Annotated in this window: 23 protein-coding genes, 3 tRNA genes and 1 pseudogene; 8 read left to right on the top strand and 19 right to left on the bottom strand. The window is 53.6% G+C overall.

Annotation, left to right across the window (positions count from 1 at the left end):
• Position 1: 1 nt before the first annotated feature.
• From KW808_RS00245 to aztA, 4 genes are read right to left on the bottom strand one after another with little or no spacing between them, the layout of a single operon-like run.
• A complete protein-coding gene (locus KW808_RS00245; protein WP_003861061.1) occupies positions 2-763 on the bottom strand; it encodes an ATP-binding cassette domain-containing protein in 762 nt (253 codons plus the stop codon).
• On the bottom strand, positions 760-1785 hold the full coding sequence (locus tag KW808_RS00240) for an ABC transporter permease (RefSeq protein ID WP_003855379.1): 1026 nt from the start codon (positions 1783-1785) through the stop codon (positions 760-762). The genes KW808_RS00245 and KW808_RS00240 overlap by 4 nt, the downstream gene beginning before the upstream one ends.
• Positions 1782-2765: a substrate-binding domain-containing protein gene (locus tag KW808_RS00235; protein ID WP_011013332.1), complete on the bottom strand. Its 984-nt coding sequence runs from the start codon at positions 2763-2765 to the stop codon at positions 1782-1784. The genes KW808_RS00240 and KW808_RS00235 overlap by 4 nt, the downstream gene beginning before the upstream one ends.
• 42 nt (positions 2766-2807) lie before the next feature.
• Entirely contained in the window at positions 2808-3467 is a 660-nt protein-coding gene (aztA, locus tag KW808_RS00230; RefSeq protein ID WP_003861057.1) for a zinc ABC transporter ATP-binding protein AztA, read from the bottom strand.
• Between the two features lie 55 nt (positions 3468-3522).
• On the opposite strand from aztA, the gene aztB reads away from it, so the two are divergent.
• The 3 genes from aztB to aztD all read left to right on the top strand — a co-directional run bounded on the left by aztB (position 3523) and on the right by aztD (position 6657).
• Positions 3523-4347, top strand: coding sequence for a zinc ABC transporter permease AztB (aztB, locus tag KW808_RS00225; protein ID WP_003861053.1), 825 nt, complete (start codon positions 3523-3525; stop codon positions 4345-4347).
• Positions 4344-5300 carry a metal ABC transporter substrate-binding protein gene (locus KW808_RS00220; protein WP_003861051.1) on the top strand — a complete coding sequence of 319 codons (957 nt, stop codon included), beginning with the start codon at positions 4344-4346 and terminating at the stop codon, positions 5298-5300. The genes aztB and KW808_RS00220 overlap by 4 nt, the downstream gene beginning before the upstream one ends.
• A 76-nt stretch (positions 5301-5376) precedes the next feature.
• Entirely contained in the window at positions 5377-6657 is a 1281-nt protein-coding gene (gene aztD / locus KW808_RS00215) for a zinc metallochaperone AztD (protein WP_003861049.1), read from the top strand.
• A gap of 130 nt (positions 6658-6787) precedes the next feature.
• Here aztD and KW808_RS00210 read toward each other — a convergent pair whose 3' ends face one another.
• The 5 genes from KW808_RS00210 to KW808_RS00190 form a co-directional block, all read right to left on the bottom strand.
• Positions 6788-7225, bottom strand: coding sequence for an organic hydroperoxide resistance protein (locus KW808_RS00210; protein WP_003855372.1), 438 nt, complete (start codon positions 7223-7225; stop codon positions 6788-6790).
• Between the two features lie 298 nt (positions 7226-7523).
• Positions 7524-7596: transfer RNA gene (locus KW808_RS00205), tRNA-Ala, on the bottom strand.
• An 11-nt stretch (positions 7597-7607) separates the two neighbouring features.
• Positions 7608-7684: transfer RNA gene (locus tag KW808_RS00200), tRNA-Ile, on the bottom strand.
• Between the two features lie 129 nt (positions 7685-7813).
• Positions 7814-8731 carry a cellulase family glycosylhydrolase gene (locus KW808_RS00195; RefSeq protein ID WP_230622866.1) on the bottom strand — a complete coding sequence of 306 codons (918 nt, stop codon included), beginning with the start codon at positions 8729-8731 and terminating at the stop codon, positions 7814-7816.
• 191 nt (positions 8732-8922) lie between these two features.
• Positions 8923-10032, bottom strand: a complete 1110-nt coding sequence (locus KW808_RS00190; protein ID WP_074495325.1) for a glycosyltransferase family 4 protein — start codon at positions 10030-10032, stop codon at positions 8923-8925.
• A 338-nt stretch (positions 10033-10370) separates the two neighbouring features.
• Here KW808_RS00190 and KW808_RS00185 point away from each other — a divergent pair, with 338 nt between their 5' ends.
• Complete coding sequence (locus KW808_RS00185) at positions 10371-11801, top strand: sugar transferase (RefSeq protein WP_232508465.1); 1431 nt, start codon at positions 10371-10373, stop codon at positions 11799-11801.
• A complete protein-coding gene (locus KW808_RS00180; RefSeq protein ID WP_003861041.1) occupies positions 11798-12829 on the top strand; it encodes a glycosyltransferase family 4 protein in 1032 nt (343 codons plus the stop codon). The genes KW808_RS00185 and KW808_RS00180 overlap by 4 nt, the downstream gene beginning before the upstream one ends.
• Here KW808_RS00180 and KW808_RS00175 read toward each other — a convergent pair.
• From KW808_RS00175 to KW808_RS00130, 10 genes and pseudogenes are all read right to left on the bottom strand, one after another.
• Positions 12826-13944: a glycosyltransferase gene (locus tag KW808_RS00175; RefSeq protein ID WP_003861039.1), complete on the bottom strand. Its 1119-nt coding sequence runs from the start codon at positions 13942-13944 to the stop codon at positions 12826-12828. The genes KW808_RS00180 and KW808_RS00175 overlap by 4 nt on opposite strands.
• Complete coding sequence (locus KW808_RS00170) at positions 13919-15067, bottom strand: hypothetical protein (RefSeq protein ID WP_003861037.1); 1149 nt, start codon at positions 15065-15067, stop codon at positions 13919-13921. Before KW808_RS00170 ends, KW808_RS00175 begins: the two co-directional genes overlap by 26 nt.
• Positions 15057-16397 (bottom strand): O-antigen ligase family protein, encoded by a 1341-nt coding sequence (locus KW808_RS00165; RefSeq protein WP_003861035.1) that lies wholly within the window; start codon positions 16395-16397, stop codon positions 15057-15059. Before KW808_RS00165 ends, KW808_RS00170 begins: the two co-directional genes overlap by 11 nt.
• A complete protein-coding gene (locus KW808_RS00160) occupies positions 16394-17146 on the bottom strand; it encodes a polysaccharide deacetylase family protein (protein ID WP_003861032.1) in 753 nt (250 codons plus the stop codon). The genes KW808_RS00165 and KW808_RS00160 overlap by 4 nt, the downstream gene beginning before the upstream one ends.
• Positions 17136-18566 carry a flippase gene (locus tag KW808_RS00155; RefSeq protein WP_499653083.1) on the bottom strand — a complete coding sequence of 477 codons (1431 nt, stop codon included), beginning with the start codon at positions 18564-18566 and terminating at the stop codon, positions 17136-17138. Before KW808_RS00155 ends, KW808_RS00160 begins: the two co-directional genes overlap by 11 nt.
• 53 nt (positions 18567-18619) lie before the next feature.
• Complete coding sequence (locus tag KW808_RS00150) at positions 18620-20848, bottom strand: GNAT family N-acetyltransferase (protein ID WP_499652378.1); 2229 nt, start codon at positions 20846-20848, stop codon at positions 18620-18622.
• 202 nt (positions 20849-21050) lie between these two features.
• Positions 21051-22286 carry a heparan-alpha-glucosaminide N-acetyltransferase domain-containing protein gene (locus tag KW808_RS00145; protein WP_003861026.1) on the bottom strand — a complete coding sequence of 412 codons (1236 nt, stop codon included), beginning with the start codon at positions 22284-22286 and terminating at the stop codon, positions 21051-21053.
• Positions 22287-22781: 495 nt separating this feature from the next.
• A tRNA-Ala gene (locus tag KW808_RS00140) sits at positions 22782-22854 on the bottom strand.
• Positions 22855-23087: 233 nt separating this feature from the next.
• Positions 23088-24038, bottom strand: a complete 951-nt coding sequence (locus KW808_RS00135) for an NADP-dependent oxidoreductase (RefSeq protein ID WP_003861024.1) — start codon at positions 24036-24038, stop codon at positions 23088-23090.
• Positions 24035-24883 (bottom strand): annotated as a pseudogene (locus KW808_RS00130) (helix-turn-helix domain-containing protein). Before KW808_RS00130 ends, KW808_RS00135 begins: the two are co-directional and overlap by 4 nt.
• Before the next feature lie 88 nt (positions 24884-24971).
• On the opposite strand from KW808_RS00130, the gene KW808_RS00125 reads away from it, so the two are divergent.
• The 3 genes from KW808_RS00125 to KW808_RS00115 are packed head-to-tail and all read left to right on the top strand — an operon-like array spanning position 24972 to position 26909.
• Positions 24972-25367, top strand: coding sequence for a DUF2255 family protein (locus KW808_RS00125; RefSeq protein ID WP_003861017.1), 396 nt, complete (start codon positions 24972-24974; stop codon positions 25365-25367).
• Positions 25364-26053, top strand: coding sequence for an NADPH-dependent F420 reductase (locus KW808_RS00120; protein ID WP_003861016.1), 690 nt, complete (start codon positions 25364-25366; stop codon positions 26051-26053). The genes KW808_RS00125 and KW808_RS00120 overlap by 4 nt, the downstream gene beginning before the upstream one ends.
• Positions 26054-26069: 16 nt before the next feature.
• Positions 26070-26909: an aldo/keto reductase gene (locus KW808_RS00115; RefSeq protein ID WP_003861013.1), complete on the top strand. Its 840-nt coding sequence runs from the start codon at positions 26070-26072 to the stop codon at positions 26907-26909.
• The last annotated feature ends 2 nt before the right edge of the window (positions 26910-26911 follow it).

The following is a 26911-nucleotide window of genomic DNA, read 5'->3' as shown; positions in this document are numbered from 1 at the left end:
GTTAACGCTTCAATTCGTGGCTGAGTGAGTCGAGCTCGCCGCCGCCGGACATGGCGAGGGTGAGTTCTTCCAACTCGACTTCTGCGCGGGATTTGTCCATGACCTGCTTGCCTAAGTTGAGCAGGATGAAGTGATCACCGACAAGGTAGGCGTGGTGGGGGTTGTGCGTGATGAAAATGACGCCGATCCCCCGGTCGCGTGCTGCGGCAATAAAGCGCAGCACCATGCCAGATTGTTTCACGCCCAGCGCTGCGGTGGGCTCGTCCAAAATGAGGACGCGCGCGCCGAAGTAGATGGCGCGGGCGATGGCAACAACTTGGCGTTGACCACCTGAAAGGGAGGCCACAGGGACGTCGACATCGCGGAGTTCGATGCCCATTTCGCGGAGTTGTTCGTCGGTGATGCGGCGCATTTCTTCTTGTTTCAGAACGCCAAATCGGCCGGTGAGTTCCTGGCCGAGGAAGAAGTTGCGCCACACACTCATCTGCCCGACCACTGCTAGGTCTTGGTAGACGGTGGCGATTCCGGCGTCGAGGGCGTCGCGGGGGGATCCAAAATTCACTACATCGCCGGCCACGATTACTTCGCCGGAGGTGGCGGGATGCAGGCCGGAGAGAATCTTGATGAGGGTGGATTTTCCGGCGCCGTTGTCACCCAGAACACAGGTGACTTCGCCTGCGCGGACGCTCAAATTGATGTCGTTGAGAGCCTGGAAAGCACCGTATTTTTTGGATACTTCGCGGAGTTGAATGAGGCCTGTCATGATCGCTCCTTGTTGAAACGCTCGAATCGGTGATTGAGCAAAACAGCCAGAAGTAGGGTGCCGCCGAGGAAGAACATGAACCAGTCAGGGTTCCAACCTGCATAAACAATGCCTTGGTTGGTCATTCCAAAGATGAGTGCACCAATCATTGTGCCCACCACCGTACCGCGGCCACCAGTCATGGAGATGCCTCCGATCACCGCAGCGATGATGTAGAGGAACTCATTACCCACGCCTTGACCAGCCTGAATCGAATCAAACAGGAACAGGTTGTGCATGCCCACAAACCAGGCGGCAAAACCAACGAACATGAACAGGCCGATTTTCACGCCACGCACGGGAACGCCGACTGCGCGAGCTGCCTCTTCATCGCCACCGACCGCAAAAATCCAGTTGCCGATGCGCGTCTTAAACAACACAAAAGTGCCGACGATAACAAACAGCAGCCACCAAAAAACAGTGATGCGAATATTCACACCAAAGATGGGAATCGAGCTGGCAAACACCGCACGCGCTGAAGGAAAACCTTCCATATCCGCGATGGTTGGCGTGGCCACAGTACCGGAAATCAGCTTGGTGACCGCCAGATTAATACCCTGCAGCATAAGGAAAGTGGCAAGGGTGATCAGGAAGGATGCAATCTTGGTTTTCACCACCAAAAAGCCGTTGAAAAAGCCGATGGCCAGCGAAATCACCAATGCAATCAGCGCGCCCACCCAGGTGTTCAGCCACAGGTTATAGCTAAACATCGAGGCCGCCAGCGCTGCAGTTGTCACGGCAACGCCGGTGGACAGGTCGAATTCATCAGCGATCATCAGCAGGCCCACGGCAACCGCCATAATGCCAATCGTGGAACTCGCATACAGCACGGTCGCCATCGAATCCCATGACCTAAATGCCGGCGCGACCACCATAAACAGCGTAAAAACAAGCACGGCGCCAAGCAGGCTGGTCAGTTCGGGGCGCTTTAAGGCGCGCTCAACAATGCTTGTCGACGCCTCCCCACTCTTGATTTTTGTCATCGCAGACCCTCCCCAACGGCTTCAGCAATGACATCAACGTTGGTGGCATCCACAATGGCTGGTCCTGTGTACACGGGTCGTCCGCCACCAACAGTGGTGCCGTTTCGGTGCGCCAACCACAGCGAATCCACGGCCATGTAGCCCTGCAGATATGGTTGCTGATCAATGGCGAATTGGATCTTGCCATCACGAATAGCGGTCATGAGCTGTGCGTTTGTATCAAAGGTGGCGATCTTTACTTCTGAGTTCGCAGCGTCTGCCGCATCAGAAATAGCCATTGATACGCCAGCCTGGAGTCCCACAACCCAATCAATGCTGCGGTCTTGAGCAAGTTTTGCCTGCAGGGTGGAGTTCACTGAGGTGAGATCCATGCCGTTGACATACAGGGTTTCTACTTGTTTGCCCAAACCTTCAGACACGCCACCACAGCGAGCTTCCTGGGAGGAGTTGCCCTGTTCATGGATCACACACAAAACTTTTTGTGCGTTTTCCTCGGCAAGGCGCGCTCCTGCGGATGCTCCTGCGACGGATTCATCTTGACCAAAGAATCCTGTCATTCCATAATCTTGGTATTCGTTCATTCCAGCGTTGAGACCAACCACAGGAATGCCCGCATCCACGGCCTTTTGGGCGACCGGTCCTAGTGATTGAGCATTAGGCATGGTCATGGCGATGCCGTCGACGCGTGAATCGATGGCATTTTGCACGAGGTTGGATTGTTCAGGGATTTCCGGATTAGAGGAATAGCGGAGTTCAACGTTGTCTTTTTGGGCGGCGTCTTCAGCACCTTTTCGGACCAAATCCCAAAAAGTATCGCCCGGCGCGCCGTGGCTCACCATCGCAACAACCAACCGAGGCGTATCGACGGTTCCTCCGCCTGATGCCCCATCTGTTGCCCGTGGTGCTCCCCCGGTAGCTGAACAACCCGTGATTAACAGCGCAGCACCAATGAGCGCTGCGGCGAGTCTTGGTAGCTTCATTTACTCAAGTCAACGCAGGTCAGAGGCACAAGTCAAACTTTATTAACGCTTCTTTATTGATTCAGTAGCTTTGCGCTGTGGCTTTATGATTCCTTTTTCCAAGGCGATAATCTGATCTGCTTGATGTGCTTGATCAAGATCGTGAGTCGCAAGAATAATTGTGGTTCCTTGGTTGCGTTGTTGGTTAATGACATCTTCGATAAGACTTGCCGCGTGGGAGTCCACGGCGGCGAGGGGTTCGTCGAGAAGCAATAAGGGCGCCTGTTGCGCTAAACCTTGCGCTATGAGGGCGCGTTGGCGCTGCCCGCTTGATACTTTGCCGAGGGGGCGGTCGGCGAGGCCGGAGATTTCGAGCCGGTCGAGGCAGCTGTCCACGATGTTGCGATCTGCGGCAGTGAGCCGTTGCCAGTTTTTCTTGGCTGACCATCGCCCCATGCTGACTGTTTGTCTGATCGTGATGGGCAAATTATGGGAGACGTGGCTGCGTTGGGGGACGAACGCGATTTCTGACACAAGGTTGTTAATGCTTCCGCTGCGGGGTGCCAGCGTGCCCGCCAAAGTTTCCAACAGTGTGGATTTTCCGGAGCCGTTGCTGCCGATGAGGGCAGTTATTTTTCCGGTTGGGAAGCGTGCCGTGATGTTGTTGAGCGCGATGTGATTGCCGTATGTGCATGTGAGATTTCGGACGCTGAGTTCTGCCATTCCTTAATGATAACGGTTATCATTTTTAAATGAAGTTTTTATTGACGCCCTCATAGTGCCTTTTGACGGTTCATTCATCTCCCGCGCCCTGGTCGCCGGATGCCTGGCCGCAATTTTGTGCTCACTCATTGGAACGTGGGTTATTTTGCGCAGGCTGACCTTTTTCGGCGACGCCATGTCGCACGGCATGCTCCCCAGAGTAGCCACGGCATCACTATTGGGCGGAAATCTCATGTTCGGCGCAGCAATCAGCGCATTAATCATGTCAGCCGGAGTGGTGTGGACCAGCAGAAAATCCAGCCTCTCCCAAGACGTCAGCATTGGCCTGCAATTTATTACCATGCTTTCCCTCGGCGTGGTTATTGTGTCCCACTCCGATTCCCACGCCGTAGACCTCACCAGTTTCCTTTGTGGAGACACTCTTGGCGTGCGACCCTCGGATATATTCATCATCGCCATTGCAACAGTGTTGGGTGGATTGACTATTTTCCTCTTCCACCGACAGTTCACTGCACTCGCTTTCGACGAGCGTAAAGCTCACACCTTGGGACTCAACCCCCGCTTTGCACACCTACTCATGCTGGCACTGATCGCATTAGCTACGGTGGTGTCGTTTCAGGTGGTGGGAACGCTTTTAGTGTTTGGACTTCTCATTGGTCCGCCCGCCACGGCTGCACTTTTAGTGCAAGACAAAGCAAGTATTTCACTGATCATGATCGTCGCGTCGCTTCTTGGATGCGCGGAAATTTACCTCGGACTTTTAATCAGCTGGCACGCAAGCACTGCCGCGGGAGCCACTATCACTTTGTTAAGTGCTGCGATATTTTTTGCCACCTTATTGACAAAGAGTGCCATTAGTAGGTTAAACTTCACCGCGTGATACTGAAAGACATTTTCAATAATGGGGAGCTCTTTGGGGCTTCCTCCGCGAAAAATTTCCGAAAACTACTAGCTGTTCCAGCCGTTGCTGCCTCACTAGCTTTTGGTATCACCGCCTGTTCCGCTGTAGATGACACCCCTGACATTGTGGTCACCACCAACATCCTGGGTGATGTTGTAAGCCACATCGTGGGAGATTCCACAGATGTCCAAGTACTCATGAAACCCAACGCAGATCCACATTCCTTCGGAGTCTCAGTACAAGACGCCGCTGCCATGGAACACGCCGATCTCATCGTGGCCAATGGACTAGGACTGGAAGAGGGCCTTCAATCCAATGTGGACAATGCCAAAAACCAAGGGGTTCCCGTCTTGGAAGTCGGCGAACACATCGATGTCATTGACTACTCCCCCGGCGTTCCAGATCCTCACTTTTGGACAGACCCGGCGCGCATGATCGCCGCCACGGAAGTTATAGAAGCTGAACTGATCAAAGAACTCGATCCTTCCCTGACTGAATCGATCACACAATCAGCCCAGCACTACCGTGAGGAACTTGTTGCCCTTGATGAGGAAGTCACCGAATTGCTCAGCGGCGTGGCCCCAGAAAACCGCAAGCTGGTAACCAATCACAATGTTTTTGGATACCTGGCCAGCCGGTTTAACTACACCGTCATTGGCACCATCATCCCAGGTGGAAGCACATTGGTGGCGCCTTCAGCATCTGACCTCAATGACATCTCCACCGCCATCGAAGACAACAATGTTCCCGCAATCTTCACCGATACCTCAAGCCCACAACGGTTAGCTGAAGTGTTGGCCAGCAACGCTGGCATTGATGCTCAAGTGGTGTCCATTTTCACGGAATCACTCACCGATGCAGATGGTGAAGCACCCACCTACATCAGCATGCAAAAAATCAATGCCGAGCGCATTGCAAGCACTTTGTCCTAAGCGCCGCAACGCTGCGGCACTACCGCAACGCTGCGGTACTACCGCAAAACTGCCCATTTTTACTCAAAGGAGAACCATGAAAAACTCCAAGCTACTTCTCATTGCTGCGGTATCCACCGCATCTATCCTGCTGGCAAGCTGCGGCACTGACAGCTCTGCAGATACTGCAACTGCATCCAGCTCTGCAACAGCAAGCTCCGAGGCACACGATCATGATGGCCACGAAGCCGAAGGCAGCAGCACTGCCGTTGAGGTGTCGTCCCCGCAGGCCCGCATCGTCACCACCTACGACGGTGGCATCATTACCCTCGACGCCAACACCCTGGAAGTTCTGGATGATACCGAACTTGCAGGATTCAACCGCCTCAACAGTGCAGGCGACGGTCGCCATGTCTTTGTCTCCACAGGTGGCGGCTTCCAGCTTTTTGATACTGGCGCATGGACCGAACCACACGGCGACCACACTCACAGCTACACCGCCACCCCAGAACTCACCGACATCACCTACTCCACCGATAAGCCTGGTCACGTGGTAAATCACGCCGGCAAGACCGTGCTGTTCGGCGATGGTGACGGCAAGATCCAGATCTTCGACACCGCTTCCCTCCTCAAGGGCGATGAAGTCGAGCCAGAAATCAAGAACGCCTTAGAACCCCACCACGGTGTGGCAGTCGTCCTCGAAAACGGCGACCTGCTGCACACCCTGGGCGATGAGGATTCCCGCAACGGCGCCGTCGTATTTAACGCAGCTGGTGAAGAAATCGCCCGCAATGAGCAGTGCCCCGGCGTCCACGGTGAAAGCGCTGCACTCGGCGACGCCATCGCAGTCGGCTGTGAAGACGGTGTACTGATCTACAAGGACGGCGAGTTCACCAAGGTCCAGGCACCAGATTCCTACGGCCGTATCGGCAACCAATCAGGCAGCGACATCTCCCCTGTCGTCCTCGGCGATTACAAGGTAGATAAAGACGCCGACTTGGAGCGTCCAGAGCGCGTTTCCCTCACCAACACCGAGACCGGCGAGCTCACCCTCGTGGACCTCGGCACCTCCTACTCATTCCGCTCACTTGGCCGTGGCCCTGCAGGCGAAGCAGTAGTTCTCGGCACTGACGGTGCACTCCACATCATCGACGCCAACACCGGATCCGTCAACAATACCTACCCCGTCATCGACGCCTGGACCGAACCAGAAGTATGGCAAGAAGCACGCCCAACCCTGTTCATCAACAAGGACCGCGCATACGTCTCCGACCCATCAAACAACGAACTCCACGTTGTTGACCTGGCTAACGGCAACATCCTAGCCAGCGCCACCCTGCCAGGAACCCCCAACGAGCTCACCGGAGTGAGCGGCTAAAAAGAAATTGCTTTTCGACGCCTACCTCCACCACTTCAGGCCAGCGTAGCGCGTCCCTCACTCTATAAAACAAGACCCTCAGTGTAGAAACTGAGGGTCTTGTTAATCTATCAACATGTGGTGTGAGGTTTTAAGCTTCTTCGTCGATGACTGACACAGTTACCGAGATGTTGCCTCGTGTGGCATTGGAGTACGGGCAGACCTGGTGCGCGGCATCTGCAAGTTCCTGGGCTTCGGCTAGTGGCAAATGAGGGATAGATACTTCGAGCTCTACTGCAATCTCAAATCCGCCAGCGCCATTTGGGCCAATGCTGACTCGAGCGCCAACCGCGGTGTCTTCAAGAGTGATCTTGCGGCTGCGAGCGACAGAGTGCATGGCAGAGTGGAAACAGGCTGCGTAACCTGCAGCGAACAGCTGTTCCGGATTGGTGCCCTCACCTGATCCGCCCAAAGCCTTCGGTGGCGTCATATCAAATTCAAGCGCACCATCGGTGGTGCGTACTTGGCCCAAACGGCCACTGCCGGTCGAGAGTGCTTCAGTGGTGTACGCGATGGACTCGATCGCCATAGCAGTATTCCTTTCGATATTGGTCGTGAGAGAACACAAAGAATACGCTCGCTACAACTAGTTCGCCTATGAGCGGTTTTCCGTCGTACATTCGACAGCTAGATTTCTTGATTTTGACCACCATTTTGGCCAAACCTTGCTGGCGAATGCACCCAGAACCCCAAAATTACGTGACACCTGGAAACCAGAAAAAGCACACATTTTGCCCTTAGGGATAAGGAACAAAAGTGTGCTTTTCAAAAAACCTAAGCAAACAAAAATCCCGGCCCACCTTAAACAAGATGAACCGGGAAAACTGTGGAGCATAGGAGAATCGAACTCCTGACATCCTGCTTGCAAAGCAGGTGCTCTACCAACTGAGCTAATGCCCCTTTTTTGTTCCTGGTGGGCCTAGCAAGAATCGAACTTGCGACCTCATCGTTATCAGCGATGCGCTCTAACCGACTGAGCTATAGGCCCCTCTAGGAACAATCCCAAACTCTACCGACTAGCGTTGCAACTACCAAATCACGAGCGTAAAGGGGTAATCGGTACGAGGATTCTGTAGCAGCAACACTCATCCTCCTGTGCTGGGAGGATTGAGCATAATCACTCCAAGTCGGATAGGAGGCAACATCTTTCTGCCGCTTCACGGAGAGCTGAGAATGCGGGTTTCGGGTTGCCTGGGCCGTATAACAGTCCGAAATGGGCTTCGCGGTCTCCAGGATCAAAGTTGATGTCGTACATGGTGTAGATGAATATGGGTCCAAAGTTGTCGCCATCTTCGGTCATTTGGAGTGCTTCGACGATCATATCGGATTGCATTTCTATGCCGACTCCACCGTTTCCTTCGCTGGGGGCGCCGTATTCTGTGAGCCAGATTTCTCGCTCTCGATCTCCATAGCTGTGCATGATTGCTTGAATGCGTGGCAGTTGTGCAAAGGTGTTCCAGCTTGAGTTTCCAGATGGCATTTCTGGGTAGGAATATGGGTGGATTCCTATGGCGGTGACATCTTGCAATGCATCGAGGTCATATAGTCCGCGGAGAAAATCCTCAATGGTGACGGAGTATCCTTCGATGCTTGCTGCCGGTGCTAGACCAGCCGCAACGATTTCGGCATCTGGGTCGATTTGCCGGAGCAATGGTGCGGTGGCTGTGAGTAGCTCTGCATAGGATTCTGGTGATGGTTCAGGCCAGAAACGATCTAGGTTGGGTTCGTTCCAGATTTCATATCCTTCTGCTTGATCGTGATAGCGTTTGGCCACTTCTTCGGAAAATCGGGCATATTCTTGTGCGGTTCCGTTTCCAACTTCTCCGACATCATCAATCCAAGATGGTGTGGTGTGGATGAGAAGCAGTGGGCGCAATCCAGCGTCTACTGCAAGTTGCAGCCGCTGGTCTAGGCCATCCCATTCAAAATTTCCACGGCTGGGTTCCACATCACGCCAAATCACGCCAATGCGTATCCAAGCAGCGCCTATGTCAGCCATCTCTTGGACCATGACTTGGAATTCTTCGATAGTCATGTTTTCCCATGACATGGGCCCGGCGATGCCTAGGGAGTCACATCGGTAAAGCCTTTCCACCTGTGTCACCTGTTCATCGTTTTCAAGGCTGACCACCACCGCTCGTCCGATCACTCCAACAATCAGTGTTATAGCTAGAAGAATCAATAAAGTAACCCTCCACGCTCGGTCGCGTGGGTGTAGGAAACCCATCAGTTTAAAACCTCCAGCATACGTTTCCGGGTATGCGCCAGATTGTGATGTGCAACGACTCGTTGCCGAGCAACTTCGATTATTTGAGTAGTTTGTTCTGGGTTTTCAAGGATGCGGCGGATACCGTTCGCTAAGTCCTGTGGATCTGATGGAGTTACAAGTATGCCGGCTCCGTCACGCAGGTATTCGGCTGCACCACCGTGATTTGTTGCTATTACTGGCACTCCGTACGCCATGGCTTCTAGGACACCTAAGGGTCCGGCTTCTGGAGAGGTTGAAGCTGAAATGAGAGCATTCCATTTCTGAAACACATCTTGTTTGTTCACGTGCCCGAGGAAATGCACGCGGCCTTGTAGATCTGGCTGGCGTGCTCGTTCTCGTAGTGCTGCTTCGAAGTCTTCTGATCCGGCGAAAACCTCACCTGCGATATCCACATGAACGTTTGGAAGTAAGGCCACAGCCTCTAGGAGAATGTCATGTCCCTTCCATTTGGTGATCGCAGCCAGGATTCCGATAGTTGGTACCTGGCTGTGCTTAACAGCCACTACTTCCGACGGCACTTCAACACCATTGGGTTGCACCAGCACTGTACCCACAAATGGTCTTACTGATGCTGCTGTCACCTCAGAGACAGCGACCGCCCTGGTTATTGAATGAGCACCTAGTTTGGCTACGACGCGTTGTTTCAGACTGGTGATCGTGTCGTGGACTAGCCAGGAGATAACTGGGCCACCACGCTTTCGACCATGCATTGGAAAAGCTAGCCCCACGGCCGGGAGGGCAAAGGTGGAATTCACAATAATGGTGTCTGCATCGGCAGAAATTTTGCGGATTTCCTTAGCTGAGAAAAACCACAGGAATGGCAATCCCATTACTTGGCGCACTCTTTGCAACCCATGCCCACCACTGAGCCTGGCAATTGGAGCAGTAACGTGCAGCAACGGGGGTAACACTTGCATGGACAGGGGGCCGCAAGGGCTAACCACCGTAACCCGATCTCCTAATGATTTAGCCTGCTCTGCCAGATCAAGGAGCACCCGCTCCGCTCCAGACACCTGTGCTCCAGCGTTGATGAAAACTATATGACGAGAAAGCCGATACTCCTCCATGTTTCCCTTCCGTAACTTGCAAGCAATGCACCGCCACATATTGCATGGCGCCATATCAATAGTGCTAACTCTATATGACACACGTGTCACAAACTGATTCTTTGGAAAATACCCCCATATTTACGCGGTAGAACTTTTTCTACAAAAGAGTGGCATTTGCTGGTAAAATTCCCTGGCTAAGTGACGGGCAATAGCCTCTCATTTCTACTCTTAGAGCAGCGTTTTCATGCTCTAAGAGTAGGCCTTTCCCACCCTTATAACAGACCCTAATGATCCTGAAAAGATAATTAGAATCGTTAGCTCTGTGGCAAGTTTTGATACAGTCCAGGAGATGACCCATGAGCACGGAAGCATTTCCGACAGGTAGTCGGCTAGCGCGCTTTGCTCCAAATATCCGCCCTCTACACCGGCAGGCCATACCCCGCACCGCTAGGCACGTAGCAGCGAAGTACACCCGCTTTTCTAAATTTATACATCGAGTGTTGGATACCGTAGCTATTTTTCTGTCCGCCTGGATTGTCGATATCCCATCGCCGTGGATCACAGCATTGGTGATGGTCATCATTTTGCAGGTTCTTCCAGATTTCTACCGGCATCGGCTTAATCTGTCTCTACTCAACGCGTTACCCACAGTTGTGCCCCGAGCCTTAATTGTTGGGTTCTTCGCATACATTGTGGTCAATCCGCACGTCGATGCGAGGGATTCGTTTGATTTCATTGTGGTCAGCACAATTGGCCTGATAATTTCTTGGGCACTGAGCTTTGCAGCTATTCGTTCCTGGCGGCGCCACGCACCTATTTCTTTGCATCGCACGCTGGTGTTGGGGTCCGCTGATGATTCCGTAGAGATCGTGACAACGTTAAAGGAAAACCCGCAGTTTGGGTTGTCGCCCGTGGCTATCATTGATTTGGAGTCGCAAGCAGCATCGGAAAAATTTCCCGAAGTGGAAACAGACTATTTTTCGGATAACCTCACGGAATTATTGCAACGTCATGAGGCTGATGTTGTAATCGTGGCACCGAATCAGCATTCTGAAGAGTTTCTTCTCAGTGCGTTCCGTGCTTCCCTTCGTGATCCAACTACCTTTTATGTCGTGCCCGCGCTTCCACTTCAGGGGCAAAGACATGACACTGAAGAATTAGGGCTCATCTCGCTTCGGCCTGTGAAGCGTTCGGCTTATCGCTCGGTCTGGTGGCTGTTGAAACGGCCGATTGATGTTACGTTGTCGCTGATAGCGATGCTTTGGTTGTCGCCTTTGATGGCAGTGCTCGCGATACTGGTGAAATTGGATTCTCCACGTAATCCGTTGTTGTTCCGTCAGACTCGTATCGGCTTGGATGGAAAACCTTTTGAGCTACTGAAGTTTCGCACTTTAACGCCAGCGACGGTGAATGAGTCTGATGTGACATGGAATGTATCGCACGATGATCGGTTAACGCCGTTGAATCGCATCATGCGGAAGTTTTCTCTTGATGAGCTTCCTCAGATTTTGAATGTTTTGCGCGGGGATATGACCTTGGTGGGACCTCGTCCGGAACGCCCTCACTTTGTTGAGAAGTTCGGTGCCGATTACCCGATTTACCACGATCGTCACCGCGTGCCGGTTGGTTTGACGGGTTGGGCTGCCATCAATGGTCTGAGGGGCGATACCAACATTAAAACTCGTGCTGAGTATGACAATTGGTACATCGAGCACTGGTCTATTTGGTTGGATGTGAAGATTTTGCTTCTCACTGTGCGTGCTGTTTTGAAGGGCACGGGGGGATGACATCAATCGTCTTTGGGGCTCTTGCGCTGCGTCCACATGGCAGCGGTGTGCAGACTTATCAGCGTGAACTCATCCACGCACTCACCAAAGTTGATGGGCTGCCATCGTTTTCTGCGGTAGTACAAAAGGACAGCGTTGGAGCTCTCCCGTCGGCGGTGAAACCTGTAACGCGGCCGGTAGGTTCTGGTACGCGCCGGGCTGTGGAGGGGCTGCGGCCGGTACCGGCAACGCTGTTCCATTCGCTCGATGTCGATCTGCCGCTTGCGCAAAAGGGTTTGACGGTTTCTACGGTGCATGACATGTCTGCTTTTGATACTCCGTGGGCGATGTCGAAATTCCGGGCCCGCGGTGAGCAGCTGCTGCTTCGCCGGTCTTTGAGGCGTGCGGATGCGATCATCGCGGTGTCACAGTTCACCGCGGAGCGGATTAAGGCGTTGACGGGGCGGGATTCCACGGTTACTCCCCTAGCGCCTGCTGCGTGGACGCATATTCCTGATGAGGCCAGTGTGAATCGGGTGCGGGAAAAGTACAATTTGCCCAAACGTTTTGTGTTTCAATTGGGTACGTTGGAGCCACGTAAGCGCCCTGATGTGGTTAATGATGCGTTGCGGGGCTTGGGCGTGCCGCTGGTGCTTGCTGGTGGGCACACTGATGGGCTGAAACGTCCGGCAGGTTCAATTGGGTTGGGATATGTGGATCGTGAAGATATCCCGGCGTTGTATCGTGCTGCGAGCGTGGTTGCTTATGCGTCTTCTTATGAAGGGTTTGGGCTGCCTCCGGTGGAGGCGATGGCCTGCGGTGCGGTCGTCGTTGCCAGCGCCGTGGGCGGCATTCCGGAGGCGGTAGGATCCGGCGCTTGCGTCGTAAAGCGATTGCGCACGAGCGAGTGGCGGGCGAGCTTGTCTGCGGCGCTTAATGATGCTGCCTTCCGCAGCAGTTTGCTTGACGACGCGACCCTGCAGGTTGCCTCTCTAAATTGGCAAGCCACTGCACGGTCAACTGCGCAGGTCTACGCAGAAATGCTCTAAACGACCGCGTCAACAACCTCGGCCATCTTCTCCCGAAACGCTGCTTCAGAAAAACCCTCCGCCCAGTTCCTTAACGTGGATGTGTTGAAGCGGGAATCGTCAAAGTTTTTCAACACTTCAGCCAGGTTAGCGATGACTTCTTTCTCCCCATCTCCTGAGAAGAGTTCACCACTGATTCCTGGCTTGACTGTGTCTAGTGCGCCACCTTTGCCCAGGGCGATCACCGGGGTACCGCAGGCCATAGCTTCTACCGGCACGATTCCAAAGTCCTCTTCACCCGGCATAAGCAGCGCACGGGCACCGCGGATGAGATCACGCATTTCATCGCCGGGCAGTCGCCCTTTGAACTCCACGTTTGGACCAGCAAAAGCACGCGCACGATCCATATCGCGACCATCACCGACAACGACTAGCCGGACGCCTGCGGCAACCGCAGCAGCCACCCCTAAAGGCACCTGCTTGTACGGAACCAAACGTCCCACAGAGATGAAGTAGTCTCCCTTTTCAATGGCCTCATCGGGGTGAAAAAACTCAGTATCTACTGGTGGATGAACAACCTGAGCCTCTCGGTTCCAATGCTGCTCAATCCTTTTCACCACAGCCGAGGAGTTGCCCACGATGCTTGTCACATGAGGTGCCCATCTAGTTTCATTTGCCCGAGCCCGCGCCGACAACACTGCTAACGCTGCCTTCCCTGCCTTGCTGCGGTTCTCTTCCTGCCGAAAACGCGCATCCCACGCCCACCTGGCTGGTGAATGAACATAAGCCACAGACGGCTTGTTAATGGCTTGGGCTGCACCAACAGCAGCGAGCGCAAATGCATGGTGGCTAACAACAACCGCATCGACGTCGTGAGCCTGCCGCAGGCTTCCCCACTGCATGGCAGGTGGCACCAAGGGGAGCAAGGGCGCATAGGTGCGCTGCCTGATTAATTGGTAGGCCACCTGGAGTGGACTGATATGAAAACTGTCTCGAAGATCCTCTGGAATCAACGATTTCTTAGCAAAAGGTACATGAACGGATGTTTCTGACCAGGTTTTAGTCAACTGCTGGGTGACCTGCTCACTGCCTGCAATGTCCGTCCATCGCTCATGAGCGATTGCTATGCGAGCCATTATTTTCCTCCTTATTGTTAAAAGCCACCATGGTGGGGATTCCCATGCCCGTGAGATGAGCAACTAATTTCTCAATGTCACGGAGTTTCTTGGAACGTTTTTCCACAGTGACAATGGCTAATCCCACCTCATTCGGTGGAACTTCACGCCACCAAGGATCAAACCAATCAGCCTGATAAATACGTCCTGAACCTTCAAGCTCCGAAAGCGATCCCATCTGGCCCAACAGCAAAACAGTCCCGCTGGTGGACAGAGTCTGCACAGCACGCGCCTCCGCAAGAGGACTAATGGAACGAGCAAATGACGCCGTCTCTGTGTCCACGCCGTAGCGATTACGAAGTCCCCGCAACCACATGCGGCCAACTTTTCGTGGGTTGCTGAAATTCCACCAGATAAGTGGCAGCAACGCGATCAAACCAGCAGCCATTCCAACCACAAGTGCTGTATTTAAAGGTTGCGGACGAACTGGCTCCCCATCATTGTCTGTTTGAGACACCTGGACTGGTGGAACAACCTCAGGAATTGACGTCTCAATCTCTCGAGCAATCAGCTGGATTTCCCACTCAAGGTCACTAATATCAGCCAGCGGATCTTCCAACTGACGTGCAGCTATTTGCGCCCGCAACGGTGCAGTAAGCTGCTCCGACTGGGTACTAGCCGCAAACATCGCCGTCTCATGCATTCTGGCACTGCGACGGATAAGAGTCATGACGGTCTCGTCGACAAGCGACCGTGCCTGCGCGACATCCGCACCTTCCGCAGAGATCAAGATGACTCCCTGCACATCCCCTGATTCGGCGCTAATCACCGGATCTGGCACGCCAGTTACCGCGCTTACCTGCTCCACCGTTTCTCGATCTTGAGCCATGGACAAGTACACCGGCTCTGCGCGGGCAACGATCCAATCAGGGATATCCGCATCAGATAACACACCGAGCGACACCGTCGACGTCACCTCGTACACAGGGGGTTCGCCATCTTGGATGAAATACGTTGCACCGCCAGCAAGCACACCAATTAGTAATGCGATCGGCAGCGACCGGATGAAAGCTCCCCACAGCAAACCAAGATCAAGTGGCCGCGGAACAGGGCGCGCCGGGGTTTCAACTTCTCTAATGGTCATCTACTTTCTCACTTTCATTGGTTTTAAGAATTTCAGGGCTTTTCTGCCAAAACACCACCTGTGCTTTGGCGCTAGCTGGGACAGAAGCCCCAACTGCGAGAAGAAACCAAAAGTAAAAATCGAGAGGAAAAATCTCGAGATAGGTGGAAAAGAACCCGGCAACACACGCCGCCAGCGTCATCGCCAAGGCTGCAGCAGTAATCGCTTGTTCAAGTGCGTCGGTGTGCACGCCTATCAAACGAATCAGCACAACTGCCGCGATGATAACCACCACTGCATACAAGACCACGCCGGGTATCCCCAGCTCCAGGCCGATTTTCAGGTACTGATTATCTGGTTGATAGGCAGCTGCAACCGGCGATCCCCAATTGTGGAGACGCTCCGCCGCAGAACCGGTGGTTCCCAGACCTGTACCGAAGGGTTGAACCAGCATTTCCGGCAATCGCTCAGACCAGTGGCCTCCCCGATCTTCCAGGCTGGTTGCAGAAAACAGCGTGCTCACAGCCCCGCCTGGATCCAGAAGCAACGCCAGTGGAAGGAGCATGGCCACGACCGCAGCGAGGACAGCAAGCAGGGCCAAAAGCCTGCGATACAAAACAATTCCCAGAACAATCAGCGCCACCACGAGCCCCACCATGGCTGCGCGCACCACTGAGGACAGCATTGCAGCTAAAAGAAATGGGGAAAGCCACCAATACAGCTTTGATCGGAATCGCCGAGGTTGTGCCATCGCCGCAGCAAAGCCCACTACCAGCACCAACATGAGGAAAAACGCAAAGGGGAAAGGCTGATTGAAAGTACCGAAACTACGCAGCAAGGGTCCTGCGTGACGAATGGCTTCATTCCACTCGTAGCCCAAATCAGCTAATGCCCAACCGCCGATAATTTGTTGCCACAACCCATAAGCTGCAGTGATGGCACCAGTGGACAGGAGCAGCGTGACCAACAGATCTTTATCCGCCCTTGTGAACGGATGACAATAAATCACCACAGCTGGAATGATGTAGAAAAACGCGATCTTAATTGGGAAAGCAGCCTGCTCCCCCAACACCAAAAAAGCTGAAGCACTTCCGACTGCCACTAGGACAAGAGCTGGCCTCAACCAAGGCAACACCGCTACTCTGTCACGTTCCCTAGGAGCAAAAAGCGCACCAGCCACGACAGCCAGAACGGCTGCTTCCTTCCACCAGCTTGCTGTCACAGGCGCAATGAGCAGCAACCCGTGAAAAGGCACCAACGTGGCCACGATGAGCAAACCCCACTGGGGACGCTGCAAAGACACCAAAAATATCAGCCCAGCAAGAAGTAATGCTGTAAGGAAACCGATCATGATAACTCCTCCACTGCTGGCCATGTCCACCGTGGACGCAGGAGGAATTTAGCGAAACGAGCACCGCTCATGTCTTCTCGCATGGCCATGCGCGCAAGCGAAAAAGGATCATCAGCCGGGTGACATCTACCATTGGTAAAACTCCATCCACTGCGATAGCCGGCCTCGCGGGCTAGTTTTCGGACACGAGCATCTTGGTGCCCAAAGGGGTAACACATATCCAAAACTTCGCGGTTTCCCCAGTCGGAGAGCTTTTCACGGGAATGCTGAAGTTCCATAAGCATCGAGACATCATCAAGCTTGGGTAGTGATGGATGCGTGGCTGTGTGTCCGCACAATTGCGCACCAGAGTCCACGGCCTCCAAAACTTCATCTAATGTCATGGTGCGATCGGCGGGTTCCCACCAATCGGGAAAAACACCAAGCCGGTCAACTACTGGAAGAAGAGACCACGGGATCGACTCCTCCGAAAGGTAAGGCATCGCCCGAAGATGAACACCCCGCAGGGCATCGTCGAAAAGCAATGCGGCCTTGCCGGACACTGAGGCGCGGGATAGCAGTGCCTCGACAAGCGAACTCAGCGGTATGAATTCAAATCCGAGCCTGCGGGCGAGGTTTATCTGCGCGCGGAAGGTGGATTCGCGGACGGCGTAAGGATAGATGGAGGCGGAATCGTCGATGATGTCGTGATAGGCCAACACCACACCGGACTCGGTGAGTCTGTGTTGGAGGAATTCACTAATGGTCATCGGCTGGCTCCGTCTCTGTACCGAAACGGTTGCGGATTAGATCCACGACCACCGCGCTGGTTTTACGCTCAGCCACACCCCACACAGCCACAAACACCACGAGTGAACCGACGACTTCCAGCACCCAATTAATATCAATGAGCTGCGTAAATAGGAATACCACCACACCGACGATGATGATCATGCGGATGAAAATTGTCCACGGAATAAGCTGAGCTACCTTCAGACTCCACTGCAAAACCAGAAGCATCGCCACCAACATCGCGGATTCAGTAATCACCGTGGCCAAAGCCGCACCAACAATTGACTGGAGCGGAATCAAAATGAGGTTGAGCACCACATTGAGTATCAGACCGGCCGCCGCGATAATCGGAAACACCCGCAGTTTCTTCGCCGCAATTAACGACGACACCACTGCATACGTCACGCCCGAAAAACCCGCGCCCACAACAAGCAGAATGGCTGCCAGTGATGCACTTTCAAACTCAACGCCATACAGCAACGTAATCACCGCTTGTGCACTTGGAATGAACACCACCACAGCTACACCGGCAAGCAACGCCGCAATGAGAACGGCCTGCCGGAACCGCGCACGAAAAACTTCCGGTTTACCAGGCCACGCGGTGATCAACACGGTTGTAAACGGAATGGCCAACGCACTCACAGCCAATCCCAGCAAGTCCGAAAACTTATACCCGACTGCATATTTACCGACTGCATCAAACGTATCCATCCATTGCAACATGAGAATGTCGATGCGTTCCAGGAGATGCAGCAGTGCAAACCCCACTGAAAGTGGAATCGCCTCCCGCAACATCTCACCCCAGTACGCAGTAGGTTCCCGAAACGACGGCCGGAATTCCCGGTCCAACAACTTCGGTACACCAAACGCTCTGCCTGCAAAAACGATCACTTCACGCACAACCGCAGGCAGAATAAACATCAAGAGCATCGGCGAAAATAGCGACACCACAACAATGAGAAGAAACTGCACGGCCTGCCCAGCAATATCGCACAACGCCACATACGTAAGCTTCAAACGGCTTTGATAAAGCACAAACAACGCATTGGCAGGAGTCGCGATCAACACAGTTGTGCCCGCCAACATCGTTGCAGCCATCACCACCGGATCCAAACCAATAGCCCAGGCGTAACCCACCGCTATGGCAAATCCGACGACACCTAAAACCGCGCGCAAAACAAAGAAAGAGCCCGCAATTTTCGACGCCTCGGCCCGGTCATTTGAGGTCAAGCGCGCCAGCACGACGCGCCCAACCCCCAAATCCGTGACGATCTCAAGCATGCCCAACAAAGCGAAAACGAAAGAGTACCGGCCCCAATCATCGCCAGTCAGCGAACGGGCAATGATGACGCTTCCTGCCCAACCAAAGCCTGCCGAAATCAACCGCCCACCAATCATTGCGACGCTGCTGCTGAATAATCGGCGGGATTCACTTTGAGCCGGAGCGGTCATCATTTCCTCTCCCTCCACTCCTGAACTTTGTGGTACACCAGCTCTGAAGTACCACGAATAAGCCTCTCAATGGGGAGCCAGAACCACGCCGTCTTCGCAGGTGCAGCGATCACGGTGCCCACCTGATAAGTGCTAGTTTCCCAGGCTTGCTTATAGTCGCTTTCGCCAATCATGTGGTCCATCACAGTGATCCCGGCAGCATCACTATCGTTGACTGATCGCTCAATGAGCTGGTGTCCCACAGATAAGTTGCGCTGAATAGGATCGAAACGAGTCAGCCATGATTCCGCATAACCATGAGAACTAAACATCACGTCCAAAGCCATGGCTTCTCCACCCACGCGAAGCAAAACAATCCGAAGGCGGCCCTGCTGTGCTTCCTCCAACATGAATGCTCGAGTGAAACTGCCATGCACTCCAGAAGTGAGATTTAACCTGGCAATTTGCTCCCCTTCTTCCGTAGCAGCCGCAACGCGCACCAGCTCGGGCCATACTTCAATGAATCTCTCAGGGCTGTTAATAACCTCAAACGTGACCTCGCCACCTTCTTTGGCGCTTTTGTTTCGAGCACTTCGCAAGCGTTTCAGCGAACGTCCACCCCGCAGATCCACCGCAGTGGTGCCCTTGGGTAATTCTGTGATCGGACAAACATCGTCTACTTGGTGATTGATCGTCCAACCCCCATGATCAACAAGTGCATGAACTAGAGGCGAATTTTCTGGAAGATGTGTCAGAGCGAGCAAAAACTTACGCTCATACATCCCCTCCACCAGGGCTTTCAACGCCTGTGGGTCTGCTACCAACGCCTCACCGATGGTTCCTAAACCGTGTCCAGCCAGGCGATATACAGTCACGCCCAAGCGGGTCCGCGAATGCAGTGGCAGCAAGGCAACCAATTGACCATCGCGATAAACCGTAGCGATCGCCATTTGGCCCTTCCCCAAAAATTCAAACCAATTGAGTACATAGGATGGCCTTGATGCAAAGCGCGTGGAATGCGCAGCCGCTAGTTCATTCCACTGCTGAAGAAGTTCATCGTCAACTTCTTCATGCACTTCAAATACCATTCCACGGTCTTCGGGGCGTGCTCCAATATCGGTCGCATGATGCAGCGCAGCCAAGATCGTTTCCACCGACGAACTCATGTCATAGTGGTCTTTGGCATGGCGATAACCTGCAGCACCCATGGTCGCCCTGAGCTCTGGATCATCGATCAACTTGTTGAGAGCATCCGCCACTGGCTCCGGTTTGCTGGCATCAACGAGAAATCCCGTTTCCCCATCGATCACCATCTCTGGGATCGCTCCATTGGGATGAGCCACCACAGGAAGGCTGGCCGCCATCGCTTCCAAAATTGCGTTGGGTGCTTGATCAATGAGGGATGGCAAACAGAAAATATCTGCCTGGGCCAGCAGATCCCACAATCTATCCTCGCCCGGCTGCAAATCATTAATGACAGTCAGGCCTTCTTCAACAGGTGGGGTTTCCAAAGTAATAAGCACAAGATCTGCACGGTTACGAAGCTGGTTGCGCCACACCTCAAGAAGAAGACTTCCGCCTTTACGCTCCAAAGATGTTCCCACAAACACAATGACAGGACGTTTGGCTGGATCACGTGGCGGGAGTGGATTAGTGAAGTAGGGGGAATGCACACCCATCTCCAACCTCTCCACTTGCTGCAAGGTCATCGTGTAGTCAGAGGAGGTCAGAGAGGTTTCCACCGCATTGGAACATGCAAAAACCTTTGATGCTGCCTTCAAAACAGGTCGCTCAAAAATAGGATTCACCTTGCTCAGCGGCGCAGTGAATCTGGTGGGGGTTCGGTAAGGAACACTGAAAACATTCAACCGACCGGTGCTGTCCGTCGTGATGACACTTGGGGTTTCACGCAACAACTCCGCACCACCCAGCATGCCGTTTTGGGTATAGACATGCATGGCATCCACGCCACCTTGTTTCAGCCGCTTGCGCACCCTTCTTCGTAAATTAAAAGAATGCACCAACTGCCCACGCAATGGCTGGAAATCCATATCAAGCTTGGACAACCCTGGAATCGGAGCTCTTAAAACCTTTCCAATAAGACCAGGATCCTGACCATCGATGAACTCTACGGTGACATCCTCACGATCAGCGAGGATTTTTCTTAGTGATCGGTGAACTGTGCGGTGACCACCAATATTTTCATTAACAAAGAGATAGTTAGGGTTTTTTATATCAAGGGAATTCATGGGTCTCCTTGTAAGACGACGGGATTAATTAGCCACGAGGTGTTTTCCATGCCCCGTTGACAACCAGCGGTCGGGCCCAAAAAAGTACTCCACATTAAAAAAACTTCTTCGGGTTATCAGTTTAACTACATCTGACTGCGGAATATGTGACTTTCGGCCTGTTGCGTTGCTCAACTGAAGGTGGGCGTCGACAAGCAATCTTTTAAACCCTGGGCACCACCGCCCGCGCCGCTGATTTAGACGCCGAAGAAATGAGGCGTTCCAACGGGCCTTGCCCGATGTACTTCTTCCAAAAATACGCAAACGCAATGGCCACAGCGATATTGATACACACCCACATGATCTGCAACTCCGAATGATCAATCTTCAACGCCAGCAAATGAGCCGTATATAACGTGAATGTCATCGAACCTGCAGCAGCAATCGGGCTCAGCTCCCTAGCCAACACCCGCGATGCAAGCAGCGACAACCCCACCATGAACACCGCCGACCCACCCGCATCCAACAAAGAAAACGGAGTGTTATTGTGCGGATTATCAACCATCAACCACCACCAGGAATAACCTGGCACCGTCTCCCCGCCATAATCCAGGGCAAACATGATATCCGAATACTCCCACGGCGTTGCCTCAATAATCCGATCCAGCACGCCAAAGTGATACACAATCACCTCAGAAGCCAGCGCACTACACACAGCTGTCAGCCCACCGAAAAACATTAGCTTTATCTGCACCGACAGATCCTGCACATCGATCCTTCCGAGCACAATGCCCAACGCAACAAACGTGATCCATGTAGCCGCCGGATAAAAACCAATAAATACCAGCGAATACACGGTGTTCAGAGGAGATGTAAACAGCTCAGGAAGAGTGGACGAGCGAACCGAATCAAACCCCTCAGCCCACAACGCCATATGAACAACTGCTGGACCAGCAACAATGAGGATGCCCGTTAAAACTGCGAGAGTTCGGGTACGTAATCCAATGAACAGAGATCCCACCAGGAAAAACACGCCGTAATACGGAAGAATGCTGATGTCCCCCGGTGCCAAAGAGTTCAACGCCAAACCGAAAACCAACAAAATTAGCCCGCGGGTAGCAACAGCAACTCGATCCCGCCGGAGCCTTTTACCCGTGTGTGGAGTCGAGCCACCAGTGATCAGTGCCAAACTAATGCCAGCCAACAAGGTAAACAAAGCGGCAGCGCGACCAGCGAAGAGATCATGGAAAACAGAAACACCAATCTCAACATCCCACGGAATAAGATGCACAGTAATCATTCCGAGCAGCGCAAAACCACGCGCAATATCCAAACCCTCGATACGCTTTTGGGGTTTTAGGTCAATTGCTCGCGCATGTTTAGCGTGCGTTGGGGATTCCCCTGGCCCTTCGTGCCCTGCCTCTTCAGGCTCCGTAGACGAGATATTTGTGATTCCCACCCGACACCTCCTCCAAATGCACCGAGGGGCTGCTTATCGAGTTTCCTAACCGGATTCTAGAGCCGTCCCAACGCCAGATGATACAGCTAGATTTTCTCACACTGCTTTACATAAGGAAAGTGGCAAATATCGCTCCTACCTGCACATATACTGCTCTTACCATGAGCTTAATGTTTGTATAGGGAAAGTATAATTACGCCCCAAGCCTTAGTTAAGGAATGGGAACCTACCGTGCACAGAATTTGCTACCCCACCCGCAAAAACACACTTTTGCCCCTTAACACATAAGCTCCCAGCTTTACTTCTACCCCTGATTCACCCCGTTTAAATTCTCAGGTTTTGGTATGACCCAAGGAAGGGCAAGGCGACCCAAGACATCACCTTTGTGGAAAGCACACATTTGTCCCTTAACACTAAGGGACAAATGTGTGCTTTTTATTGACCTAAGAAAACCAAAAACCCGGCTCACCTTAAATCAGGCGAACCGGGAAACTGTGGAGCATAGGAGAATCGAACTCCTGACATCCTGCTTGCAAAGCAGGTGCTCTACCAACTGAGCTAATGCCCCAAACTAAAGAACAAGCTTTAAAACTTGCTCTTTTGATTTTACACCTAGACCACGATTCTAAAGAAATCCGCAGCTAAAGGCATAGTTTTTGACAAAATCTATGCAAAAAGCTCCTGCTGGCTGTGGTGCGGGCATCGGTGGTGACAACAAGGTTTGAGGACCTGAAAGGGTTGCAGGAATCTCCAGGCTCACTGTTGCGGTTCAGGTCCCGACTAAACTCCCGACCAAATTATTTAGATTGCCAACACGATTTTTCCGGTGCTGTGCCCAGATTCCACGGCGCGGTAAGCATCAGCAGCAGAAGCCAGATCGAAAACTTTAGAGACGGTCGGGATGAGTTCTCCTTGGGCAGCTAGTTCGGTGACTTTTTCCAACCATTCGCGCTGGGTGTGCACGTGGGTGGCTTCGAAACGGATTCCTGCTGCACCGGCGTCAGATCCGATGTCTCCCGCGCCGCCTCCGAGGCCGATCAGAGTTCCGCCTGGTTTTACAGCGCGGAGGGCGGTGTGTCGTGAGCCTTCAGCGAGGCTGAGCGCGACGTCGATGCTTCCTTCCAGGCCGGCAACCGAAGATTCGTCGCGGTAGTCGATGGTTTCATCAGCGCCGAGAGATTTCAGCCATTCGTGTTTGCCGGAACTGGCGATCGCTACGACATGGGCTCCCAAATGGTGGGCGATCTGCACGGCGAAGTGTCCTACTCCCCCGCCCGCGCCGGTGATCAGTACTCGTTGACCAGGGCTAACGGAGGTGGTGTCGGCGAATGCTTGCCAAGCGGTCATCGCAGCCATGGGTAGCGCGCCGGCTTGGATATCACTGAGGTTGTCTGGCACTGCAATGAGATCTTCCGCCCGTGCGATTACCTGCGAAGCATAAGCGCTGCCGGGGTGTGGGAAGTTCAGCAAACCCATGACGCGTTGCCCGATGTCAAAGCCCTCGACTGATTCTCCAACTGCTTCCACTGTTCCGGCGACGTCCCAACCTGGGGTGTAAGGAACGGAAATTATTCCTACAGCTGCCATGCCACCACCGGTGCGCGTCATGATGTCGATGGGGTTGATGCTCGCGGCCGTGGCTGCGACTAGCACTTCGCCCGGCGCGAGGTCGGCGTGAGTGAGTGGGGGCGCGTCGATAAGCGAAAGCTCTTCTGGGCCGCCGAAGGCGCGTTGGACTATTTTTCGAGTCATAGTTCTTCCTGTGATTGTGCCCAGGTGCCAAGCAGTGCGAGGGAATCTGCGGTGGGGCTGCCGGGGACTGCGGTGTAGGTGGTCATGGAGACGGTGGGGTCGCCGAGCAGCGTGAGATCGGTGTAGATCAATTCGAGCGTGCCAACGCCTGGATGGTGGAAAGTTTTCTGCCCTTGGGAGTGTCGAAGCACATTGTGCTTGCCCCATCGCGCAGTGAAATCTGTGCTGCGAGCTGCGAGTTCTCCGATGAGATCGCTGAGTTTCGTATCAAGGGGGGTTGCGTCCGGCGGAAGCGCGAAGGACGGAGACAGTGAAGGTTTTGGCGCCGTCGTATTGATCATAAAACTCGGCGGCTCGCGGATCGAGGAAGGCGAAGCGGGCGAAATTCGGCTGGCCAGCCATGCTAAACGGGCCGGGATATAGCGCGCGCCCGAGCTCATTGGCGGCGACGATATCCATGCGCGAATTCATCACCACAGCGGGCACACTCATGGAATCAAGCACCTGCTGCACGGCGTCAGTCACCGCGGGTTCTTGTTGTTTCGCCTTTTAGGTGGCGTGCCTGCGCTTCGCGCAAGGTCAAACAGGTAGGCGCGCTCGTCGTCATTTAGTTGGAGCGCGCGGGCCAGGGCTTCGAGGACGCTTTGCGACGCTCCCCTCAAGTTTCCCCTCTCCAACCGCGTGTAATACTCAACGCTCACACCAGCCAGCATCGCTACCTCTTCGCGCCGTAGACCAGGCACTCGCCGATCATCTGCGCCGGCAAACGGCAGCCCCGCCATGTCTGGGGTGATTTGCGGGCGGCGACTCATCAAGAATTCCTTGATTTCGCGTTTCATGTCCATGCTTTCCAAGGATAGAAACGACGCAGCCGCAGTGGGAGTCCCTAAGAGGGTCTATCAGTGATCGAATATAGCGCACACAATGAAAACCATGACTACATGGTCCACAGAAACAATCTCTAAGATCGCATCCACTGACGATCTTCACATTTACCCATTCCGCGCAGACGGCAAAACCTACGGCACCCCAACCTGGATCTGGTCCGTGGTCGTTGACGGTCGCTTGTTCGTGCGCGCCTACAACGGTATAAACGGCCGCTGGTACAACTCCGCACTTGCCCAAAAGCCGGACGCATCGACGCCGCTGGCCAGACATTTGATGTGGCATTTGAATCTGCAGATCCCACCCTCACAGCTGATATCGATGCAGCCTACGAAACGAAATACGCAGGCAGCCCCTACCTTCCACCCATGGTTTCTGCGCGCACCCAAGCCGCAACTGTTGAAATCACACCACGTTAGAAATTTAAGAGAATCACTTATATGAGGATCGCAGTCATTGGCACCGGTGGCGTCGGACGTACCCTCGCAGCAGCCCTTTTTGATCTTGGGCATGACGTTGCCATTGGTACCCGCAAAGTGGAAAACACCCTGGCAAACACCGAACCCGATATGTTTGGAAACCCTCCTTTTGCGCAGTGGCAGGAAACCTACCCCGATATTGCACTCCTGCCTTTCGACGAGGCCGGTGCTTTCGGTGACGTGATCATCAACGCAACCAATGGTGCAAACTCTCTCCGCGCGCTAACAGCTGTTGGTGCAGACAACCTTGCCGGAAAAATACTTCTCGATGTCGCGCTGCCTCTTGATCTTTCTCAAGGCATGCCACCAACGCTGACAATCGCCAACGACGACAGCCTCGGCGAGCAAATTCAGCGCACTATCCCCGAAGCAAAAGTGGTGAAATCACTCAGCTCGGTGGCTTATGCCGTCATGGTGGATCCATCCCGAATCCCCGGGGACCACGACCTCTTTATCGCCGGCGACGACCAAGCTGCAAAAAACACCGTACAGGAACCGTTGGAAGGTTTCGGCTGGCCAGCCACCCCATTCATCGATCTCGGCGACATCACCGGAGCCCGTGGCGCTGAAATGTACTCACGCCTCTACTTCACACTCACTGGAGCTTTGGGCACCTTCGACCTCAACATCAAAGTCATCCGCGCATCTTAAAAGTAAGGATCCCCCGATGGAAAACATCACCCTCAACAACGGAAACCAGATGCCAAAGCTTGGTCTCGGCGTCTTCCAGATGAATGACCAGCAAGTCCTCGACACCATCCCCATGGCACTCGACGCAGGTTACCGGCTTATCGACACCGCCTCCCGCTACTACAACGAAGAAGCCGTCGGCCGCGCCATCGCCGAATCCGGTATCGCCCGCGAAGAGCTATTCATCACCACCAAACTGTGGTTCAAAGATCACGGCTACGACAACACCAAAAAAGCACTTCAGGTGTCACTAGAAAAACTCGACCTCGACTACCTTGACCTGTGGCTTATCCACCAACCATTCAATGACTACTACGGATCCTGGAAAGCCATGGAAGAGCTTATCGACGCCGGCCTCGTGCGCTCCATCGGCGTGTCCAACTTCTACGCCGACCGGTACGCCGACTTGGTAGCTCACAACCGCATCGTACCTGCGGTCAACCAACGCGAAACCCACGTGTTCAACCAGCAGATCGAGATGGATCAGCTGCTGAAACAACACGGTACGGTCTTGCAGGCATGGGCACCACTGGCCCAAGGCAACCAGGAAGCACACACCAATCCCCTTTTGGTGTCCATCGCGGAACAGCACAGAAAATCTATTGCTCAAGTGATGCTGCGCTGGCTCCTGCAACGCGATATCACTGCAGTGGTGAAATCCACCAAAAAACACCGTTTACGTGAGAACATCGATGTCTTTGACTTCACACTCACAGATGAAGAAATGGCGGGTATCGCCGCCCTAGACAAGCAACAACCCCTTGCGGGATTCACCCACGATCCACGAATGCTCGAACGACTGCAATCGCTGGACTAGTT

Origin of the sequence: [Brevibacterium] flavum, from assembly GCF_019317305.1 — a bacterium.
Taxonomy (GTDB): Bacteria; Actinomycetota; Actinomycetes; order Mycobacteriales; family Mycobacteriaceae; genus Corynebacterium; species Corynebacterium glutamicum.
This window is presented reverse-complemented; position numbering and strand designations above follow the sequence as displayed.

Excerpts from the sequence above, each read along its gene's own strand:
- KW808_RS00115 (WP_003861013.1), top strand. The coding sequence starts at position 26,070 with ATGGAAAACATCACCCTCAACAACGGAAACCAGATGCCAAAGCTTGGT.
- KW808_RS00125 (WP_003861017.1), top strand. The coding sequence starts at position 24,972 with ATGACTACATGGTCCACAGAAACAATCTCTAAGATCGCATCCACTGAC.
- KW808_RS00170 (WP_003861037.1), bottom strand. The coding sequence starts at position 15,067 with ATGACCATTAGAGAAGTTGAAACCCCGGCGCGCCCTGTTCCGCGGCCA.
- KW808_RS00120 (WP_003861016.1), top strand. The coding sequence starts at position 25,364 with ATGAGGATCGCAGTCATTGGCACCGGTGGCGTCGGACGTACCCTCGCA.
- KW808_RS00175 (WP_003861039.1), bottom strand. The coding sequence starts at position 13,944 with ATGGCTCGCATAGCAATCGCTCATGAGCGATGGACGGACATTGCAGGC.
- KW808_RS00210 (WP_003855372.1), bottom strand. The coding sequence starts at position 7,225 with ATGGCGATCGAGTCCATCGCGTACACCACTGAAGCACTCTCGACCGGC.
- KW808_RS00180 (WP_003861041.1), top strand. The coding sequence starts at position 11,798 with ATGACATCAATCGTCTTTGGGGCTCTTGCGCTGCGTCCACATGGCAGC.
- KW808_RS00150 (WP_499652378.1), bottom strand. The coding sequence starts at position 20,848 with ATGAATTCCCTTGATATAAAAAACCCTAACTATCTCTTTGTTAATGAA.
- KW808_RS00165 (WP_003861035.1), bottom strand. The coding sequence starts at position 16,397 with ATGATCGGTTTCCTTACAGCATTACTTCTTGCTGGGCTGATATTTTTG.
- KW808_RS00245 (WP_003861061.1), bottom strand. The coding sequence starts at position 763 with ATGACAGGCCTCATTCAACTCCGCGAAGTATCCAAAAAATACGGTGCT.
- KW808_RS00235 (WP_011013332.1), bottom strand. The coding sequence starts at position 2,765 with ATGAAGCTACCAAGACTCGCCGCAGCGCTCATTGGTGCTGCGCTGTTA.
- KW808_RS00190 (WP_074495325.1), bottom strand. The coding sequence starts at position 10,032 with ATGGAGGAGTATCGGCTTTCTCGTCATATAGTTTTCATCAACGCTGGA.
- KW808_RS00195 (WP_230622866.1), bottom strand. The coding sequence starts at position 8,731 with ATGACTATCGAAGAATTCCAAGTCATGGTCCAAGAGATGGCTGACATA.
- aztD (WP_003861049.1), top strand. The coding sequence starts at position 5,377 with ATGAAAAACTCCAAGCTACTTCTCATTGCTGCGGTATCCACCGCATCT.
- KW808_RS00155 (WP_499653083.1), bottom strand. The coding sequence starts at position 18,566 with ATGATTGGTGGGCGGTTGATTTCGGCAGGCTTTGGTTGGGCAGGAAGC.
- KW808_RS00185 (WP_232508465.1), top strand. The coding sequence starts at position 10,371 with ATGAGCACGGAAGCATTTCCGACAGGTAGTCGGCTAGCGCGCTTTGCT.
- KW808_RS00160 (WP_003861032.1), bottom strand. The coding sequence starts at position 17,146 with ATGACCATTAGTGAATTCCTCCAACACAGACTCACCGAGTCCGGTGTG.
- KW808_RS00135 (WP_003861024.1), bottom strand. The coding sequence starts at position 24,038 with ATGACTCGAAAAATAGTCCAACGCGCCTTCGGCGGCCCAGAAGAGCTT.
- KW808_RS00240 (WP_003855379.1), bottom strand. The coding sequence starts at position 1,785 with ATGACAAAAATCAAGAGTGGGGAGGCGTCGACAAGCATTGTTGAGCGC.
- aztA (WP_003861057.1), bottom strand. The coding sequence starts at position 3,467 with ATGGCAGAACTCAGCGTCCGAAATCTCACATGCACATACGGCAATCAC.